This is a genomic window from Paraburkholderia sp. GAS82 (assembly GCF_050436285.1).
Classification (GTDB): Bacteria; Pseudomonadota; Gammaproteobacteria; order Burkholderiales; family Burkholderiaceae; genus Paraburkholderia; species Paraburkholderia phenazinium_B.
On the sequence record NZ_JBNDLX010000008.1, the window covers coordinates 202108 to 218574 of the forward strand.

Sequence of the window (16467 nt, forward strand, 5' to 3'; positions counted from 1 at the left end):
TACCGTTGTAGCCATCGAAGATGACCCACGATCCGAACCAAGCCGACCTGCCCGGCGAAGCGAACCACGAACCCTCCGCAACTTCGGCTGAAGGCACGGCGGGCGACGCGACCGACTCGAACGAAGCGCTGCGTTTGCGCCGCATCCGCAGCTTCGTCACCCGCGCGGGGCGCGTCTCGACCGGTCAGCGTCGTGCAATGGACGAATTCGGTCCGCGCTTTGTGATTCCGTACGCGCCGCAGCAGCCCGACTGGAACGCGGTGTTCGGGCGCGAAGCCGCACGCGTGCTGGAAATCGGTTTCGGCATGGGCGCGACCACGGCCGAAATCGCTGCGCATCGCCCAGATGACGATTTCCTCGGCGTCGAGGTCCACGAACCTGGTGTCGGCGCCTTGCTCAAGCTGATGGGCGAGCAGCAACTGTCGAATATCCGCATCATCCAGCACGATGCGGTTGAAGTGCTCGAGCAGATGATCGCGCCGGAAAGTCTCGACGGCGTGCACATCTTTTTCCCGGATCCGTGGCACAAGGCGCGTCATCACAAGCGCAGGCTGATTCAACCGAAGTTCGTCGCGCTGCTCGTCTCGCGTCTGAAGCCAGGCGCGTATCTGCACTGCGCCACTGACTGGCAAAACTACGCCGAGCAGATGCTCGAAGTGCTCGGCGCAGAACCTGCGCTCGAAAACACCGCCGACGGTTACGCGCCGCGCCCCGACTATCGTCCGGTGACGAAATTCGAGCGCCGCGGCCTGCGGCTTGGTCACGGTGTCTGGGATCTGGTGTTCAAGCGGCGCAGGGGCAGCTGAAACGCGGGCTACAGCCAGCGAACAGCCGTCACTCAGCCCAGTCCAGCTGGTCGCTGTATCCTGCGACCAGGATCAGCAAACCGAACGCGATCCGATACCACGCGAACACCGTGAAATCATGGGCCGCGATGTAGCGCAGCAACCAACGCACGCATATGAAGGCGCTCACAAACGCAGCGACAAAACCAAGCGTGAACATCCCCAACGCATTTGCCGACAGCAGATGCCAGCTCTTGACCAGTTCATACGCCGTCGCGCCGAAAATAATCGGCATCGCAAGGAAAAAAGAGAACTCGGTCGCCACCCGCCGTTCGAGACCGAACAGCATGCCGCCGATAATGGTCGAGCCCGAGCGCGACATCCCCGGTATGAGCGCGAAGCACTGAGCAAGGCCTACTTTGAGGGCATCGAGAGAGGTCAGCGCGTCGACCGACTGCACGCGCGGTGGCACGGCATCGCGTGTGCGCTGCCGCCCTTCGGCCCACAGGATAACCACGCCGCCCACCACCAGCGCGAACGCGACCGGCACAGGTGAAAACAGCGCATCCTTGATTGCCTTTTCGAACAGCAAGCCGAGTAAGACCGCAGGAATGGTCGCGATAATCACGTTGAGCACGAAGCGGCGCGCGTCGGGACGCGCCGGCAACCCCGTCAGAACATCGCCGATCCGCCGCCGATACTCCCAGCACACCGCCAGAATCGCTCCGAGCTGGATCACGACATCGAAGGTTTTGGCATGCTCGCCCGTGAAATCGAGCAGGCTGCCCACGACGATCAGATGGCCGGTGCTCGATACCGGCAAAAACTCGGTCAGGCCTTCGACGATGCCGAGTATCAACGCCTTGCAAGCGAGTAACCAGTCCATCTATCCCCCTCATCGCCAACAGTTGTCGAATCAGGGCTTGCAAGGCGCACGGAAACAAGCGGCGCACGGCGGCCCTGGCGGCCGCGCGCGCGTCATTTCTCGACGATCTGCACGCGTATGCCGTTTGTAAGGATGGTGATTGTACCGGGTTCGTAGTTCACGCCGGCAAATTGCAACTGGTCCGGCTTGAAGGTGTAGATGGGATAGTTGTTCAGCAACTGCGTCGCTAGCAGCGCGGCGGCGGCATTGATCTGCTGCGTGTAGGCTTGCGCGCCCCCGCTGACGTTCACGCTATCCACATTCGGCGATTTCAGCACTACGGACTTGCTGGCTTCGTCATAGGCCAGTTCGCTAGACAACGTGAAGACGCCATCCACCGGTTCCTGCAGGAACGGGCTGGCGAGGTGCGCATCGAGCCGGATCGAGACGCGGTTGGCATCCGGCAGGAAGCCGACAACCGGGTTGGCCAGCTGAACCTGGAACACCTGTGAGATGGTGCGCTGGTAAGGAAATTTGCGCTGCACTGCCTCTTGCACCTGCTGCTGCGAGAACGTGTAGTGCGACGGGATGAACGGAAACGTCGAGGCCGCGCAAGCCGCCAGCGACACAGTGATGCCCACCGCCGCAGCGGCCATGAGCAGAAATCCGCGCCGGGTCGGCGCAACGGGTTGGGTCATGCAGGTTCTCCGGTCCAATGCAAAGCTCTTACGCCATTCCCATGCAACGGGTTGCGGTTGAAACAGCCCCGTTGCGGGGATCGGATGGCAGGTCGGGTTGCGTCAGCGTTTCGAGCTGGGTGAGCCAGGCGAGCGCTTCGGTACGCGTCGTCCCGCACATCTCGCCCTGCGGTTGCAGACCGGAGCAGCACGCTGGCCGTTCAGGCTCGCCGAAGATCGCACAACGCAGATCGTCGCCGAGCTGGATGCAACGCACGCCCGCCGGCTTGCCGTGCGGCATGCCCGGGATCGGGCTCGAGATCGACGGCGCAATACAGCACGCCCCGCAATCTGGGCGGCACGCATGACCGGCTACATTGAACGGAGATTCGACGACAGTCACCAGACTCTTCCTGAAACGCCCAACAACCTAATGAACGCGCGCTTGCGGCACGCCAACCCTGCATTGTGCCATTGAGCGGCGTGCGACCTTATTACACAAGACCCGGCTGAAGTGCTCCCGTAAACTGGACCGCTACACAAGGCCACGCTCAAGAGGCGCCTGTCCCGTTCCACCGGTCTTGCCGGCACACAGGTGTCTCCGTACTTCCCGGCGTGGCGTCCACCGAGCCGCCCATGACCACCGCCGACACCCTCTTCCGTCCCGATCTGCTCGCCAGATACAGCGCAAACGGCCCACGGTATACGTCCTATCCAACCGCACTTCAGTTCCGCGACGATTTCGATCACGCCGACTATCTGCGTGCCGCGGCTGATCCGGGCGCGTCGGCGACGGATCTCTCGTTGTACTTCCACATCCCCTTCTGCGACACCGTGTGCTTCTATTGCGGCTGCAACAAGATCGCGACGAAGAACCGTGCGCGTGCCCGTCCTTACCTCGAGCGGCTCAAGCGTGAGCTCGCCTTGCAGGCGGCCTGCTTCGATACCGCACGGCCGGTTTCACAACTGCATTGGGGCGGCGGCACGCCAACGTTTTTGTCGCACGACGAGATGAGCGAGCTGATGGCGGCCACCCGCCGGCATTTCTCGTTGACCCCAGACTCGCAGGGCGAGTTTTCGATCGAAGTCGATCCGCGCGAAGCCTCCGCCGAAACCATCGCCCATCTGCGCAAACTCGGCTTTAACCGGCTAAGTCTCGGTGTGCAGGATTTCGATCCGATGGTCCAGCAGGCTATCAATCGTGTCCAGCCGCTCGAGATGACCGCCTCGGTGATGCAAGCCGCACGCGCCGTCGGCTTTCATTCGATCGGCGTCGATCTGATCTACGGCTTGCCGCATCAGACAGTCGACAGTTTCGGCCGCACGCTCGATACCATGCTTGCTCTCACGCCGGATCGGCTGTCGGTGTTCGGCTATGCACACATGCCGCAGATCTTCAAGATGCAGCGCCAGATGGACGCTGCGGCGCTGCCCTCGCCGGCAGTGCGGCTCGCGATTCTCAAGCTGGTTGTCGAGCGTTTGACGGGTGCGGGATATGTGTACATCGGCATGGACCACTTTGCCTTGCCTTCCGACGAGTTAGCTATCGCACAAGCCCAGCGCAGCTTGCATCGCAATTTCCAGGGCTATAGCACGCGCGCGGAATGCGATCTGATCGGCTTCGGGGCGTCGTCCATCGGCAAGGTGGGGGATGTCTACGCGCAGAACGCCAAAGACCTGGCAGACTACGACGCCGCAATCGACGCCGGACGCCTCGCGCTCACGCGCGGGGTGCGCCTGACCGCCGACGACCGCCTGCGCCGCGACATCATCACGCAACTGATGTGCAATCTCGAGCTGCGTTTCGATGACTTCGAGGCTGCGTATGGCATCCGCTTCGCCGAGACGTTCGCGCCGCAGTTGGAACGTCTGCGCGGATTCGCGGAGGACGGCCTGGTGTTATTGAGCGGTGGCAAGCTCGAAGTGCTGACGGCCGGGCGGATGCTCGTGCGCAACATAGCGATGGTGTTCGACCGGTATCTCGGTCAACAGACCTTGGAGCGGTTTTCGCGGACCGTTTGAGGCGGTCAGCGCGCAACTTGCCCGGAACGCCAATTTCGGCCATAATCTGCGTTTCCCGCCGCGCGCATCCTTTGCGCACGTGTCGCAAGACAAGCCCAGGTGGTGAAACAGGTAGACGCAGGGGACTCAAAATCCCCCGCCGCAAGGCGTGCCGGTTCGAGTCCGGCCCTGGGCACCAGTACTTCCTCCCGCACTACTCCCCCCAAAAATTGCATCCCAATCCAGACTGCGCGTGCATTCTGCACACGGAATCGCACACGCTCCCGCAACCCTGCAAACCCGCGCGTCTATGCGAGAATGTCAGCGAGTCCGCACGGAGCGAGCATGACAGACATGACAAACGGCCGGGTCGCGACATCCGACTGTGCTAGCGAACCCATCCATATTCCTGGGGGCATCCAGCCACATGGATTCCTCATCAGCACGGCCAACGACGGCACCGTGCTGCAAGCCAGCGAAAACATCTCAGCCCTCACGGCCACGCCTGTAGAGCAGCTTCTTGGGCAACCTCTCGAACGCGTCCTCGGCGCGGCCGCGGCGCTCGCGCTCGATGCATTACGCACGCTCGAAGCCGATGGCGTCCCTCTCTACGCAGGCTCGATAAACGATCCGCGTAACGTTGGCAGCGAGCGCGTTTCGCCGCTGGCTGTCGTGGTGCATCGCCTCGACGGCGTCGGCATTGTCGAACTCGAACCGGCCCGGGGCACGGCCGACGTGTTCTCGTCGATCTATCCACTTGTCCGCACGTTTATCAACCGCCTGCAAGAGGTTCAGAGTGTCGACGGGCTCGCGGCGCTAGCCGCGCAAGAGGTGCACCGCATTGCCGGCTTCGGCCGCACGCTTGTCTACAGCTTCGACCACGACGGTCATGGACATGTCCTCGCCGAAGCGATCGAACCAGGCTATCCGTCGTATCTCGACCAGCATTTCCCCGCCTCCGATATTCCCGCCCAGGCGCGCGCGCTCTATGTGCGCAATCGCATTCGCCTGATCGCCGACGCCGACTACCTACCCGCACCGCTCGTTCCGGCCCTGCACCCGACCACGGGCCGGCCAACCGATCTCACGTACTCGTCGTTGCGCAGCGTTTCGCCGGTGCACGTCCAATACATGAAGAACATGGGGACGTGGTCCTCCATGTCGATGTCGATCGTAGTGCGCGGCAAGCTATGGGGGTTGATCTCCTGCCATCACGCAACAGCGCGCGTTCCGCCATTCGAGGTGCGCACCGCCTGCGAACATATCGCGCAGGTCCTCTCGCTGCAGGTCGAAGCCAAGGAAGAGCGTGAAGAGGCGGAGTACCGGATCGAACTGCGGCGCCGGCAATCGCGCCTGCTTGCCGCAATGGCCAATACCGAAAACTTTGTCGACACGCTCGCCGAGGATCCGAAGGAACTGCTAGGGCTGACCGACGCGACCGGCGCGGCTATCGTGTTCGATGGGCGCATCGTACTGGTTGGCGCGACACCTGCGGCGGCCGAGGTCGATAAACTGGTCGCGTGGATGGACACCCGTCCCGACGACATCTACTCGACCGACGCGCTGGCCGCCGTGCGCGACACGCCCATCGAGCCGGATTGCGCGGGCATTCTCTCCGTATCGATTTCGAAGCTGTTCCGGAATTACATTATCTGGTTTCGCGCCGAGGTGATACGCACGGTGAAGTGGGCCGGCGATCCCCGCAACAAACTTGCGTCGCTCTCCGCATCGCTCTCGCCGCGCGAAAGCTTCGATGCGTGGACCGAAACCGTTCGCGGCCGCTCGCAGCCGTGGCGCCCCGCGGAGCTGGAAATTGCGGCGGAATTTCGCACGGCGATGCTCGGCGTCGTTCTGCGCCGCGCTGAAGAACTCGCGCAACTCGCTATGGAAGTGGGCCGCGCCAACCAGGAACTCGAAGGCTTTTCCTATACGGTGTCGCACGATTTGCGCGCACCGCTGCGGCATATCGTCGGCTTCGCCGATCTGCTCCGCGAGATGGAATCGTCGCGCCTGTCTGAACGAGGCAAGCACTTTGTCGAGCGCATCGTTGCGTCGGCGCGCTTCGGTGGCGAGCTGGTCGACGATCTGCTCGCATTCTCGCAGATGGGCCGCGCCGCACTGCGACCGCAAAACGTCGATTTGCGCTCTTTAGTGGACGGCCTGATTGCAGACGAGCGAAAACAATCCGGCGACACGCAGATCGAATGGCGCGTCGGTCCACTGTGTAGCGTTACGGCTGACGCGGTACTGATTCATGTCGTACTGCGAAATCTGCTCGAGAACGCGGTAAAATTCAGCCAGCATCGTCGCGGGCCGGATGAACATCCGATCATTGAAATTGGCAGCGAGGAAGGCGAACGGGAGTTGGCCGAGCAGCACGTGTTTTATGTGCGCGACAACGGCGTCGGCTTCGACATGCGCTACGTCGACAAACTGTTCGGTGTGTTTCAGCGGCTGCATCGCTTCGAAGAATTCGAAGGCACGGGCATTGGCCTTGCCAGCGTCAAACGGATTATCGAGCGGCACGGCGGCAAAACGTGGGCAGTCGGCGAAATCGACAAGGGCGCAACGGTCTATTTTTCCTTGCCGAAGGTCTTCGCCGCCGAGGCAGCTGACTACGATGAAACGGCCGCGGCTGTCGCGCGTCTCACGGCATTTTCTCCCGGCCGTCCGTTTCGGCCCGTTCCCAAAGAGCCAACCAACGACGCATCGACGGATTCAGCAGAGTCAACGTAAAGGAACGCAGCGTGTTAAGACCCATCCTCTTAGTGGAAGACAATCCTAACGATATCGAGCTGACACTGATTGCGCTCGAGAAATCGCGCCTTGCGAATCCGGTGGTATCCGTACGCGACGGCGCGGAGGCGCTCGATTATCTGCGGCGCGAAGGACAATGGAGCACACGCACGGACGAGAATCCCGCAGTCATTTTGCTGGACAAGAAATTGCCCAAGATCGACGGCCACGAGGTGTTGAAAAGCGTGCGCGCCGACGACCGCCTGAAAAGAATTCCGGTCGTGATGCTGACGTCCTCGCGTGAAGAGAAAGATTTACTGCGCAGCTACGATCTCGGCGTGAATGCCTATGTCGTGAAGCCGGTAGAGTTCGACGACTTCATGGCTGCGATCAGCGATCTCGGTATGTTCTGGGCAGTCCTTAACGAACCGCCGCCTTATACCGACTGAGCGGGACCGAAGGTTCGCCAGGTGCGCCGGTCGTCCGGCGTTCGACTGAATGCACTTCGAAGATGCTAAATCGGCGCCATCATTGATAAAGCGGCAACAGGACGTGAAACGTGGCGCCCTGCCCACGCCCGGCGCTTTCGGCAAACACACTGCCGTCGTGCAGATCGACCAGATGCTTGACCAGCCACAGGCCCAGCCCTAAACCGCCCACACGCCCCGCGCCCTCTGCACCGATCTGTTCGAACCGTTCGAAGATCCGGCCTAACGCCTCAGCCTCGATCCCCGAGCCGCTATCGCGCACGCTCAGTTCCGCCTTGTCGCCGTTCACGCCGACAACCAGTTCGACGGTACCGCTCGCAGAGAATTTGACGGCGTTCGACAACAGATTCCACACCACCTGTTTCATACGGCTTTCGTCTGCCATCACCAGGCAGGAGCGTATGTCATCCGCTTTCAGACGCAGTCCCTTGGCCTCGGCCTTCATGCGAATATCTTCCGCCACATTGCCGGCTAGCGCACCGAGGTCCACGGGCTGCCGGTTGACCGATAGTTTGCCGGTGGCGATCGCGCCGCTATCGAGCAGATCGTCGACCATATGCGACAACTGGCGGGCGTTGCGTTCGATCACATCGGTTACGCGCACAACATGTGAAGCGTCGCCTGCACGCTGTAACAGCGCCGTCCACGAGAGAATCGCACCGAGCGGCGAACGCAGCTCATGACTGACCGCCGTGACAAAATGATCCATGGCGCGAGCGGCGCGATCGCTTTCTTCGCGAGCACGTTTCTCCGCTTGCGCGATGGCCTGCTGCTCGAGCTCGGCCTCTTTGCGCCGGGTGATATCGAGGGTGAAACCGAGCATTGATTTAAGCGTACCGTCCCCGAGGTAACGTCCCGCGGCGCGCACCAGAATCCAATGCACGGATTGCGCTGGCCAGACCACCCGGTATTCGACTTCGAACGGCTCGCGGTTCTCGATCGCGTGCAGCATGGTCTCGCGTACGCGCGCGCGATCGTCGGGATACACGAGTTCGGTAAAGAAGCGGTGCTCATCGAGCGCCACGTCGGAAGGCAGCCCCAGGTTGGCCTTGCACTGGGCCGTGCAATCGATGGCGCCAGTCGACGGATCGAGTTCCCAGGCGCCCACATGCGCAAACGCCAACGCCTGCTGGAATTGCTCCTGATGGTCGCGCAGCTGCGCGGTCGCCTCTTCCACCAGTACCTGGCGCAGGCGTGCCTGTGAGCGCAACTTGGCGCGCTCGCGCTGGTTGCGCTCGTTGGCCGCGATGCTTGCGGTGACATCGAGCACGCATAGCGCTATCAGTCGCCCTTGCGCCGCCCCCCCGGGCATCATGCTGGCCTTGATTTGCCAATACCGCACATCGGGACGGCTCGCTTCGAGGCCACCCGCTGCCATGTCGTAGCGCAGCAGCGGTGACAGACGCATTTCTCCGGGCACCAGATTGTCCAGCGCGTCTCCAAGCCAGGCACGGCGTTCGTTGCGTTGCTGCTCGGAACCGAACTGGTTGATGTCGTAGACCGAGCGCCCCTGTATTTCGGCCAGCGTTACGCCGAGCACGCTCAGATATCGCGCGTTGGCCAGAACCACGACCCGCTGTTCGTCAAGGATGAGGTAAGCATCGGGCAGCAAATCGAACACCGACGCCGGGTCGATGGAGGACGCTGCTGTCTGCTCTCGGGAAGGTCTATCCATAGTCCGAAACTTTACCCGAAACCAGAAAGCTTGACCGCAGGGTTTGGGCCAGCATTCCCGGCATATCTTCGGCACGAAGCCGCCAGGCACCGTGAAGCACGAACCATCAGGCGTGGTCGGTAAAAACTCCCCCGGCATGCCTGCTCGAATGCGGTAAAAGTTCAAGCAAGCTATCGAATGCGTGTCTTGCGCCCTCGCAGGCGCTCAGCACCGCAGCGTCTTCCATTACGCCCTGCTGTAAACCCTGGACGAACCGATGCCAGCGCGGCCCGACCGGTTCGCCATTGCCAGCCAGATAGCGCAGCGGGTGCGGCGCCAGTTGTGCGTGCAACCTTTTATAAAGCACCGCGCCGCCCAGTTGCGATCCTTCCACGACGTAGCACACGCCCCAACGGTAGGCGGGATTGTCGCCGTGAGCGTGCGGCAACGCTCGGGGCCTCGCGTCATTCGTCCGCTCACTCAACCCGGCAATCGCGTCGTGCGCCAGATCGCTTTCGATTAACGGCAGACGCCGCAACGGTGTCAGCGTCCGGGGATCCTGCGGACCATCCGCGAAACCCGCGAGCCAGCTTTCGATTGGACCCAGCCACGCCTTTAGCAGCAACAGATGATCGCGATAATCGGCAATGGACGGATGCGGTTTCGCCAGCGGCATCGAGGAGTCGAGTGTGGCATGTCGTTGCGCGGTGGCCGCGCGCAGCGCGGCAAGGACGTCCGGGGAATGCGGTGAAGATACGGCCACGAAGTGTTCCAAAGCGGATAACGATCCATGCATTCTATCTGGCGCGTCGCGCGGCCGAATTTCGGCCGGGCATGAAGGTACGGCACGACGCAGGGCCTCCTGAACGAGGCTCCGGGCGCCAGGCTCAAGGCGTAGCGTGAACAGCCCCCGCCCGCCGCCGCTTCACCACATAACCCACCCACATCACCAGCAACCACACCGGCACCAGCCACACCGAAACCGATAACCCCGGCGTCATCGCGAGAATCACCAGAACCATCGCCATGAACGCCAGGCAGATCCAGTTGCTGACCGGAAACCAGAACGACCTGAACACCAGCGTCTGCCCTGCCGCCACCATCGCCTTGCGAGACTTCAGATGCGTGAGGCTGATCAACGACCAGTTCAGCACCAGCGCGGCCACCTTGCCAGTGCTCCCGGCCCCGGGGGCCAGGAAAGCGGCCCCAACCCGAAAGACCGGGGAAAGCTCGGGTCGAAGCGGCTCATAGTTGGAGACACGCGCGGCCTTCCACTGGCCATCACCATCACGGGCGCTAACCGACATGACTCGATGGCATTCGAGCCCACGCTCGATGCCATTCTGGCAGTCTCGGGCCTGCGTGGACAGCCGCGCAACCGCTTGGGCAAGTTGCATGCAGAAAAGGGATATGACTTTGCCCGCTGTCGGCGTTACCTGAAGCCGCGCGGTATTACGGCACGTATCGCCCGTCGCGCCGTGGAAAGCAAGGAGCGGTTCGGGCGGCATCGCTGGGGGTCGAGCGCACGCATGCCTGGTTTGCTGGTTTCGGCAAACTGCGCATTCGTTTCGAGCAGCGTCTCGACATCCATCCCCTGCGGATTCAAATGAGGATATGGCAGACTGAATTCGCGGCCAACTGCTTGCCCGATACAGTTTGAAATAACGAGGAAGTAGATAAAAAATCTGAATGCACGCACACCAAGCCTCTTCTAAAGCCAATCCCAAAAATCCGCGCCACATTCTTGTACGCAATCTTTCGATCAGCGTATCCGTTCTCGCAGGCATTGACCGCATGAGTAACCGCACGCACGTCATCGTTGTCAGCCACGGCATTTACTGCGCGCTTATGGGGGCAGCTTTACGCAGACGCCCTAGTCGAGCCTCTTGGGGAAGTCTGAGGTGATCACTTTGCGCCAATGGAGTGATAAGTTTCCCTGGTAATGGATTGATAGGCGCTCTCATGAACGGAGGCATCATTGCCGCAAACAAGATTTGAAATCTTGTCCTGCTTTTTGTATATAACGATGCCGGCAGAAAATGTTGGCCCCTCGTCGCTTTTGATCGTCTTGTCATATAGATAATAGGTGTATTCCTGGTTTGAAAATCGAACATGAGCCTCTCCACCTCCTGAGTATGGGATATTAGAAAAATAGAAAACAGGCGCGCTTTTGTTATCGTTACTTGACAACTCGAAGCGAATCTTTCCACCGACTCCATTGCGATACGTCAAAGCACTCCTATCCGTGGATTGGCATAGCGATGAAGTTGATTTAGGCAGTTCGCAATTGAAGATCGTCAATTCTCCCAATTTACACATCCCCTCTGCATGAGCGGCTATTGCGATAGTCAAATTAACAATCAATGTGATGATGATTTTTAATTTTTTCATGAATTACTCTGCTTCCAGATTTAAAATAGGTGCAATCGTGTTGAATCGGCGCAATCGATCCGAGTATCCTGTTTGCCCTCCGTTCACAACCTGAGTCACGTCTTTGACAGTTCCGGAATCAGCAACGGAATTCAGATTGGTACGTGCCCAAAACACAAAGGCTGATTCGACGGCATATTCGGCATTTGAAAACACAAGATCAGGGTTTTCGACAAAATCCTGTCGATCGTCTGGCGATCTCCGATTATGCTCATCTTGAAATGACTGATACCCGCTCTTGCCCGTTACTTGAATAAATCCGCGTCCGCGATATTTATACCCATCACCGCTGTCTTCGGCGCCATTTTCCATTCGGTTCGCATATACATAATCAGCGAGATGCTTCGGATTATGGGCATAATATTGCGGTTGCCCCCAAAGTTTTTCTCTTAATCTTCCGTGCGTACAATCGTCGCAACGGGAATCATAATTCTTTGGGCCGCCTTTACAGCCAAAGGTTTTTCTCATATTTTGCGGGCTATAGCTTAACTCTTCCTCGGACGCGCGCAGTCGGCTTTCGTGCGCTGCTTGCGAAAGAAAGTGCGCAATTCTTTTTGGTTTATTAACCAGATAGATTGCTGCATACTTGTTCAAGTAAGGTAAAATAGTTTGATAATAATCAGTCGAATTTGATGGCTCAACCGCCACTAACATTTCTAGCGTTATTAGTTGGCTTTGATTCATAAAATTGCCCACCAGTCCGATTGGGTGAATATGCCAAACGTCCGGGCTGGCGGGAAAGCCGTTGATCGCGCTCGCCTTGTCCCACCATTTCAGCTTTTCGATACGCTCAAGCTCGGTCTGCCAGATAGGCTTGCCGTCGTCACCCATCAGCGGCGACAACGCTTCCCACTTGCTCATGTCGCCGCCCCATTCGCTTTCGTAGCTGACGATCAGGTGCGAAACCACTTCCGCCAGCCATGGCACGGTCAACGCCTTCTTCAGGTCAGCCGGAACCAGCACGTTCCCGTTGCCGCTACCCCCACGCTTCACCGCCTTCTCCAGCTTCGCGATTAACGGACTGGCGTTCGCCTTCGTAGCAACGGGGCTGAATGCCTGTTCCTCGCCGTCGAGCAACTGCTTCGTCTCAAACAGGTTGCGCCGGTACAGGTCAATTACGGGGATTCCGGTCGTATCAACCGTATCGAAATCCGGCCACGCCCACGGGCTTTGCCATAGCGTTTCGAGGTGGCCCTTCTCGCACACCCAGCCGTAGATCGCCTTGCCGTCACTGTCGCCCGCATCAATTGACCACCATTGTGTGGGCGTCCCTTGGTTCTTCCTCTCGTCCGCCGCCCTTCTGTCATCGGGAAGCTGGTCAAGCTGGGCGCGTGAAAATACCTCTTGGTAGCCGACCGCCGACCCTTGCGCATTGGCAAGCTGCAACGGGAAGTCCGTCCACGTCTGCACCGTCGCACCGGCAACCTTGCCCGCGTACTTGCGTTCAACCCATAGTGGACTGCCTACGAGCGTGCCGCTGACTTGACGGGTATGACCGTGGCCGTGCGCGCCGGATTGTGCCGCAATCCGGGTCGGCTGCACCTTGGCCCAGCATCCCTTGCCAGGATCGCCCAGCGCGAGTGCAAGCGTGAGACCCGCCAGTTGAGCGTTGCTTTGCGAATCGGAGGGTTCGACGAATTTTGTCCCCTGCCGGATCACCAGCAGGGACTTTCCGCCAGGGACCTTATCACCCAGTTTGTTCGCGCGCTCCCGGCTCTTCTGGATGAAATCGTTGATCTGCGCGCCGGTAAAGACCTCGACGTGAAGCAGCGGTCGCACCGGCGTGGGTGGGAACGCGCTCGACTGGGTGGAGTTCTGATACTCGCCCAGGTAGCCCACTAGATCGCCCGCGCGAACCTCGAACGGCGTATCAAGCACAACGACCGTATCCAGCGGTTTCGGATCGGTGACTCCGTCGAGTTCGTCAAGGTTCACCCAGCCCGTAGCGGCGCGCGGGTCGGGCGTCACGCCTGCGACGGCTGCAACCGGCACGCCCGTCGAAATGGCTGCGATCTGCGCCCATCCTTTCGCTGCATTGCCAACGATGGTGAGTTCGCCACCGCGGGGCAACAGGCCGATTACCGATCCCGATGCGCGGTCGCAAATGCGAACACCGGTCTGCGATGCATCGGTATTCTGGGCGGCGTCAACCGGACTGGCCGGCGACACAGGCAACTTGTCCTTCGCTTTCGCGCCGACCCGAAAAAGCCGGTCGCCCTGCCAGAAAGGCAACCGGCGAATCGAAGGCACAGACTGCGCGCTACTGCTGTCCGCCTGTTCGGCTGCCTGGTAACCCGCCCAGTCAAGCTGGTGCATGTAAAGGCTATAGAATTCCAACACCTCGTCGGGGGGCGGCTGATACGTCTGTGGGGCCTGCGCGCCGCTCGCGCCCGCCGGAGTCGCAGCGGGCGCCGATGCCACTGACGCACCAGCCGGTGAATCGGCGGCCTTCGGCGCGGGCGGCAACACAAGCTTGTGACGCACCAGCACAAACCCCGTCGAATACAGCGCGTAGCGGGGTGGCGTGGTCGGATAAGTCAGTTCGGGATACGCCGAATCCAGCCGGTACGCGACGACCTCGCCATCGGCAATGACTTTGACGCCATCGCCCTGCTTAAGGTCGCCGCCGGTTCCCGCATCGAAGTGGATACCGCCGTGGAACATGCCGTTTCGACCCAGCGGATAGAATCCACCGTCCGCTCCTGCGAGCGCATCGAGCCAGGTCTGGGGATCGGCTGAATCGCCGCTGGCAGGTGTGAACGGGAAGCTCCAGTTCAGCGGCTGCCATTGTGGCGGAGGAGGGGTAGGTGACACTGGCGCTGCGGGATGATGCGAATGACTGTGTGTAGCCATGTGCTTCGCGTACTCCTGTCAGTTTGCGTGTGTACTGAATCGCGAGCGCCGCGTGCCGGCTTTCAATGGGGCGGCGTGCGCGAATTGATGGACACGGCCTCGTGCAACAGAACTACAAAGGTAAGGAGGGCCGCGATGCGGGGCTAATTTCGCCCTTAAAGCCTTTTACCCTGCGAGCTATCTCGATTCAATCCAGCAAAGTCTAAAAATTTGTCATTTATTGTCGAGGCGCAATGCGGCTGGGATCGCGGCTGACTGACCAAGTACCGCTATACGTGCATCGGCGTAGGAAACGGCCATGAGGCCGTTCCCCTGCCCCCTGCATGCGGGTCCGCACGGGGCGGTTCGGAAAGTTGAGGTTATGAGAGTCGGGGTAGGCGCATCTGGTCGAAGTAACCGTGGGTCATCAGGCCGTTGAGCAGTTGAGCGCTGTTGCGCCCCTTGATCAGTAGGCCCAACCGTTATCGCAAAACGCCAACAACCGCCCCCGCCCGCCGCCGCTTCACCACATAACCCACCCACATCACCAGCAACCACACCGGCACCAGCCACACCGAAACCGACAACCCCGGCGTCATCGCGAGAATCACCAGAACCATTGCCATGAACGCCAGGCAGATCCAGTTGCTGACCGGAAACCAGAACGACCTGAACACCAGCGTCTGCCCTGCCGCCACCATCGCCTTGCGAGACTTCAGATGCGTGAGGCTGATCAACGACCAGTTCAGCACCAGCGCGGCCACCACCAGCGCCATCAACACACCGAGGGCTTCCGAAGGAATCAGGTAGTTGATGATCACGCAGGCAAATGTCGCCAGCGCGGACAGGCCAATCGCCAGATACGGCACACCACGACGGTCGACCTTCATCAGCGCGCGCGGCGCGTTGCCCTGCTCCGCGAGGCCATAGAGCATGCGGCTATTCGCATACACACCGCTGTTGTAGACAGACAGCGCGGCCGTCAACACCACGATGTTGAGAATATTCGCCGTAAGCGTGGAGCCGATCTGCGAGAAGATCATCACGAACGGGCTGCCGCCGGCCGCCACCTGATTCCACGGATACAGCGACAGCAGCACCACCAGCGAGAGGATGTAGAAAATCAGAATCCGGTAGATCACCTGATTCACCGCCTTGGGAATGCTCTTGCGCGGCTCATCCGCCTCGGCCGCCGTGATGCCGATCAGCTCCAGGCCGCCGAAGGAAAACATGATCACAGCCAGCATCATGAAGAGGCCATGAAACCCGTGCGGAAAGAAGCCACCATTGGCCCAGAGATTGGTGATCGACGCTTGCGGTCCACCATGGCCGCTAATCAGCAGATAGCCGCCGAACAGGATCATGCCGATCACCGCTACCACCTTGACGATCGCGAACCAGAACTCGGTCTCGCCGTAGGCCTTCACATTCGCCAGATTGATCGCGTTGATGCCGACGAAGCACACCAGCGCCGACGCCCAGGCCGGCACACCAGGCCACCAGAAATGCACGTACGTTCCCACAGCCGTCAACTCGGCCATGCTGACCAGCACGTAGAGGACCCAATAATTCCAGCCCGACAGAAAGCCTGGGAAATCGCCCCAGTACTTGTAGGCAAAATGGCTAAACGAACCCGCCACCGGTTCTTGCGCGACCATCTCGCCGAGCTGCCGCATGATCATGAATGCGATGATGCCGCCGATCGCATAGCCGAGAATCATCGAGGGCCCGGCCGCCTGCAACACGCTAGCCGAACCGAGGAACAGACCGGTGCCGATCGCCCCGCCCAGCGCAATGAGCTGGATGTGACGATTTTTCAGCCCGCGCTTCAGGCCCTCTTGCTGCTGTGGACTATTCAAAATTGCGCCTCAGTGTGTCTCTGTGTGTGGATATCGGTCACCAGGCCAGATTCATGGCCTCGCCTGGAAAAGCCAAAGATTTTAGCCTGTCCGATGTGACCGGGCACTGGGACCAACCCGCGACATGGGACGAACCCGCG

At 60.3% G+C, this 16467-nt stretch carries 12 protein-coding genes, 1 tRNA gene and 2 pseudogenes; 6 read left to right on the plus strand and 9 right to left on the minus strand.

Features of this window, described 5'->3' with window-relative positions; genetic code table 11:
- The first annotated feature begins 20 nt into the window (after window positions 1–20).
- Window positions 21–806, plus strand: a complete 786-nt coding sequence (gene trmB / locus P3T17_RS24955) for a tRNA (guanosine(46)-N7)-methyltransferase TrmB (protein ID WP_074263586.1) — start codon at window positions 21–23, stop codon at window positions 804–806.
- Window positions 807–834: 28 nt separating this feature from the next.
- On the opposite strand, the gene P3T17_RS24960 is transcribed toward trmB, so the two are convergent.
- The 3 genes from P3T17_RS24960 to P3T17_RS24970 all read right to left on the minus strand — a co-directional run bounded on the left by P3T17_RS24960 (window position 835) and on the right by P3T17_RS24970 (window position 2730).
- Entirely contained in the window at window positions 835–1671 is an 837-nt protein-coding gene (locus P3T17_RS24960; protein WP_429409241.1) for an undecaprenyl-diphosphate phosphatase, read from the minus strand.
- 92 nt (window positions 1672–1763) lie between these two features.
- A complete protein-coding gene (locus P3T17_RS24965; RefSeq protein ID WP_074263584.1) occupies window positions 1764–2348 on the minus strand; it encodes a DUF1439 domain-containing protein in 585 nt (194 codons plus the stop codon).
- A gap of 28 nt (window positions 2349–2376) precedes the next feature.
- Window positions 2377–2730, minus strand: a complete 354-nt coding sequence (locus P3T17_RS24970) for a YkgJ family cysteine cluster protein (RefSeq protein ID WP_429409242.1) — start codon at window positions 2728–2730, stop codon at window positions 2377–2379.
- 233 nt (window positions 2731–2963) lie between these two features.
- On the opposite strand from P3T17_RS24970, the gene hemN reads away from it, so the two are divergent.
- The 4 genes from hemN to P3T17_RS24990 all read left to right on the plus strand — a co-directional run bounded on the left by hemN (window position 2964) and on the right by P3T17_RS24990 (window position 7513).
- Window positions 2964–4349 (plus strand): oxygen-independent coproporphyrinogen III oxidase, encoded by a 1386-nt coding sequence (hemN, locus tag P3T17_RS24975; protein ID WP_429409243.1) that lies wholly within the window; start codon window positions 2964–2966, stop codon window positions 4347–4349.
- A 93-nt stretch (window positions 4350–4442) separates the two neighbouring features.
- Window positions 4443–4527, plus strand: a tRNA-Leu gene (locus P3T17_RS24980).
- 146 nt (window positions 4528–4673) lie between these two features.
- A complete protein-coding gene (locus P3T17_RS24985; RefSeq protein WP_429409244.1) occupies window positions 4674–7064 on the plus strand; it encodes an ATP-binding protein in 2391 nt (796 codons plus the stop codon).
- A gap of 11 nt (window positions 7065–7075) precedes the next feature.
- Entirely contained in the window at window positions 7076–7513 is a 438-nt protein-coding gene (locus P3T17_RS24990; protein WP_074263580.1) for a response regulator, read from the plus strand.
- A 79-nt stretch (window positions 7514–7592) separates the two neighbouring features.
- Here P3T17_RS24990 and P3T17_RS24995 read toward each other — a convergent pair whose 3' ends face one another.
- From P3T17_RS24995 to P3T17_RS25005, 3 genes and pseudogenes are all read right to left on the minus strand, one after another.
- Window positions 7593–9227: a sensor histidine kinase gene (locus tag P3T17_RS24995; RefSeq protein WP_074263579.1), complete on the minus strand. Its 1635-nt coding sequence runs from the start codon at window positions 9225–9227 to the stop codon at window positions 7593–7595.
- Window positions 9228–9333: 106 nt separating this feature from the next.
- On the minus strand, window positions 9334–9969 hold the full coding sequence (locus P3T17_RS25000) for a biliverdin-producing heme oxygenase (RefSeq protein ID WP_429409245.1): 636 nt from the start codon (window positions 9967–9969) through the stop codon (window positions 9334–9336).
- 124 nt (window positions 9970–10093) lie between these two features.
- Window positions 10094–10372 (minus strand): annotated as a pseudogene (locus P3T17_RS25005) (aromatic amino acid transporter AroP); the annotation flags it as partial.
- On the opposite strand from P3T17_RS25005, the pseudogene P3T17_RS25010 reads away from it, so the two are divergent.
- Window positions 10307–10866 (plus strand): annotated as a pseudogene (locus tag P3T17_RS25010) (transposase); the annotation flags it as partial. The pseudogenes P3T17_RS25005 and P3T17_RS25010 sit on opposite strands and share 66 nt — an antisense overlap.
- Window positions 10867–11111: 245 nt before the next feature.
- On the opposite strand, the gene P3T17_RS25015 reads toward P3T17_RS25010, so the two are convergent.
- From P3T17_RS25015 to P3T17_RS25025, 3 genes are all read right to left on the minus strand, one after another.
- A complete protein-coding gene (locus P3T17_RS25015; RefSeq protein ID WP_429409246.1) occupies window positions 11112–11597 on the minus strand; it encodes a hypothetical protein in 486 nt (161 codons plus the stop codon).
- A 3-nt stretch (window positions 11598–11600) separates the two neighbouring features.
- Window positions 11601–14489, minus strand: coding sequence for a muramidase (locus tag P3T17_RS25020; protein ID WP_429409247.1), 2889 nt, complete (start codon window positions 14487–14489; stop codon window positions 11601–11603).
- Between the two features lie 461 nt (window positions 14490–14950).
- Window positions 14951–16327: an amino acid permease gene (locus P3T17_RS25025; protein ID WP_429409248.1), complete on the minus strand. Its 1377-nt coding sequence runs from the start codon at window positions 16325–16327 to the stop codon at window positions 14951–14953.
- Window positions 16328–16467 lie beyond the last annotated feature (140 nt).

Excerpts from the sequence above, each read along its gene's own strand:
- trmB (WP_074263586.1), top strand. The coding sequence starts at position 21 with ATGACCCACGATCCGAACCAAGCCGACCTGCCCGGCGAAGCGAACCAC.
- P3T17_RS24960 (WP_429409241.1), bottom strand. The coding sequence starts at position 1,671 with ATGGACTGGTTACTCGCTTGCAAGGCGTTGATACTCGGCATCGTCGAA.
- P3T17_RS24965 (WP_074263584.1), bottom strand. The coding sequence starts at position 2,348 with ATGACCCAACCCGTTGCGCCGACCCGGCGCGGATTTCTGCTCATGGCC.
- hemN (WP_429409243.1), top strand. The coding sequence starts at position 2,964 with ATGACCACCGCCGACACCCTCTTCCGTCCCGATCTGCTCGCCAGATAC.
- P3T17_RS24985 (WP_429409244.1), top strand. The coding sequence starts at position 4,674 with ATGACAGACATGACAAACGGCCGGGTCGCGACATCCGACTGTGCTAGC.
- P3T17_RS24995 (WP_074263579.1), bottom strand. The coding sequence starts at position 9,227 with ATGGATAGACCTTCCCGAGAGCAGACAGCAGCGTCCTCCATCGACCCG.
- P3T17_RS25015 (WP_429409246.1), bottom strand. The coding sequence starts at position 11,597 with ATGAAAAAATTAAAAATCATCATCACATTGATTGTTAATTTGACTATC.
- P3T17_RS25020 (WP_429409247.1), bottom strand. The coding sequence starts at position 14,489 with ATGGCTACACACAGTCATTCGCATCATCCCGCAGCGCCAGTGTCACCT.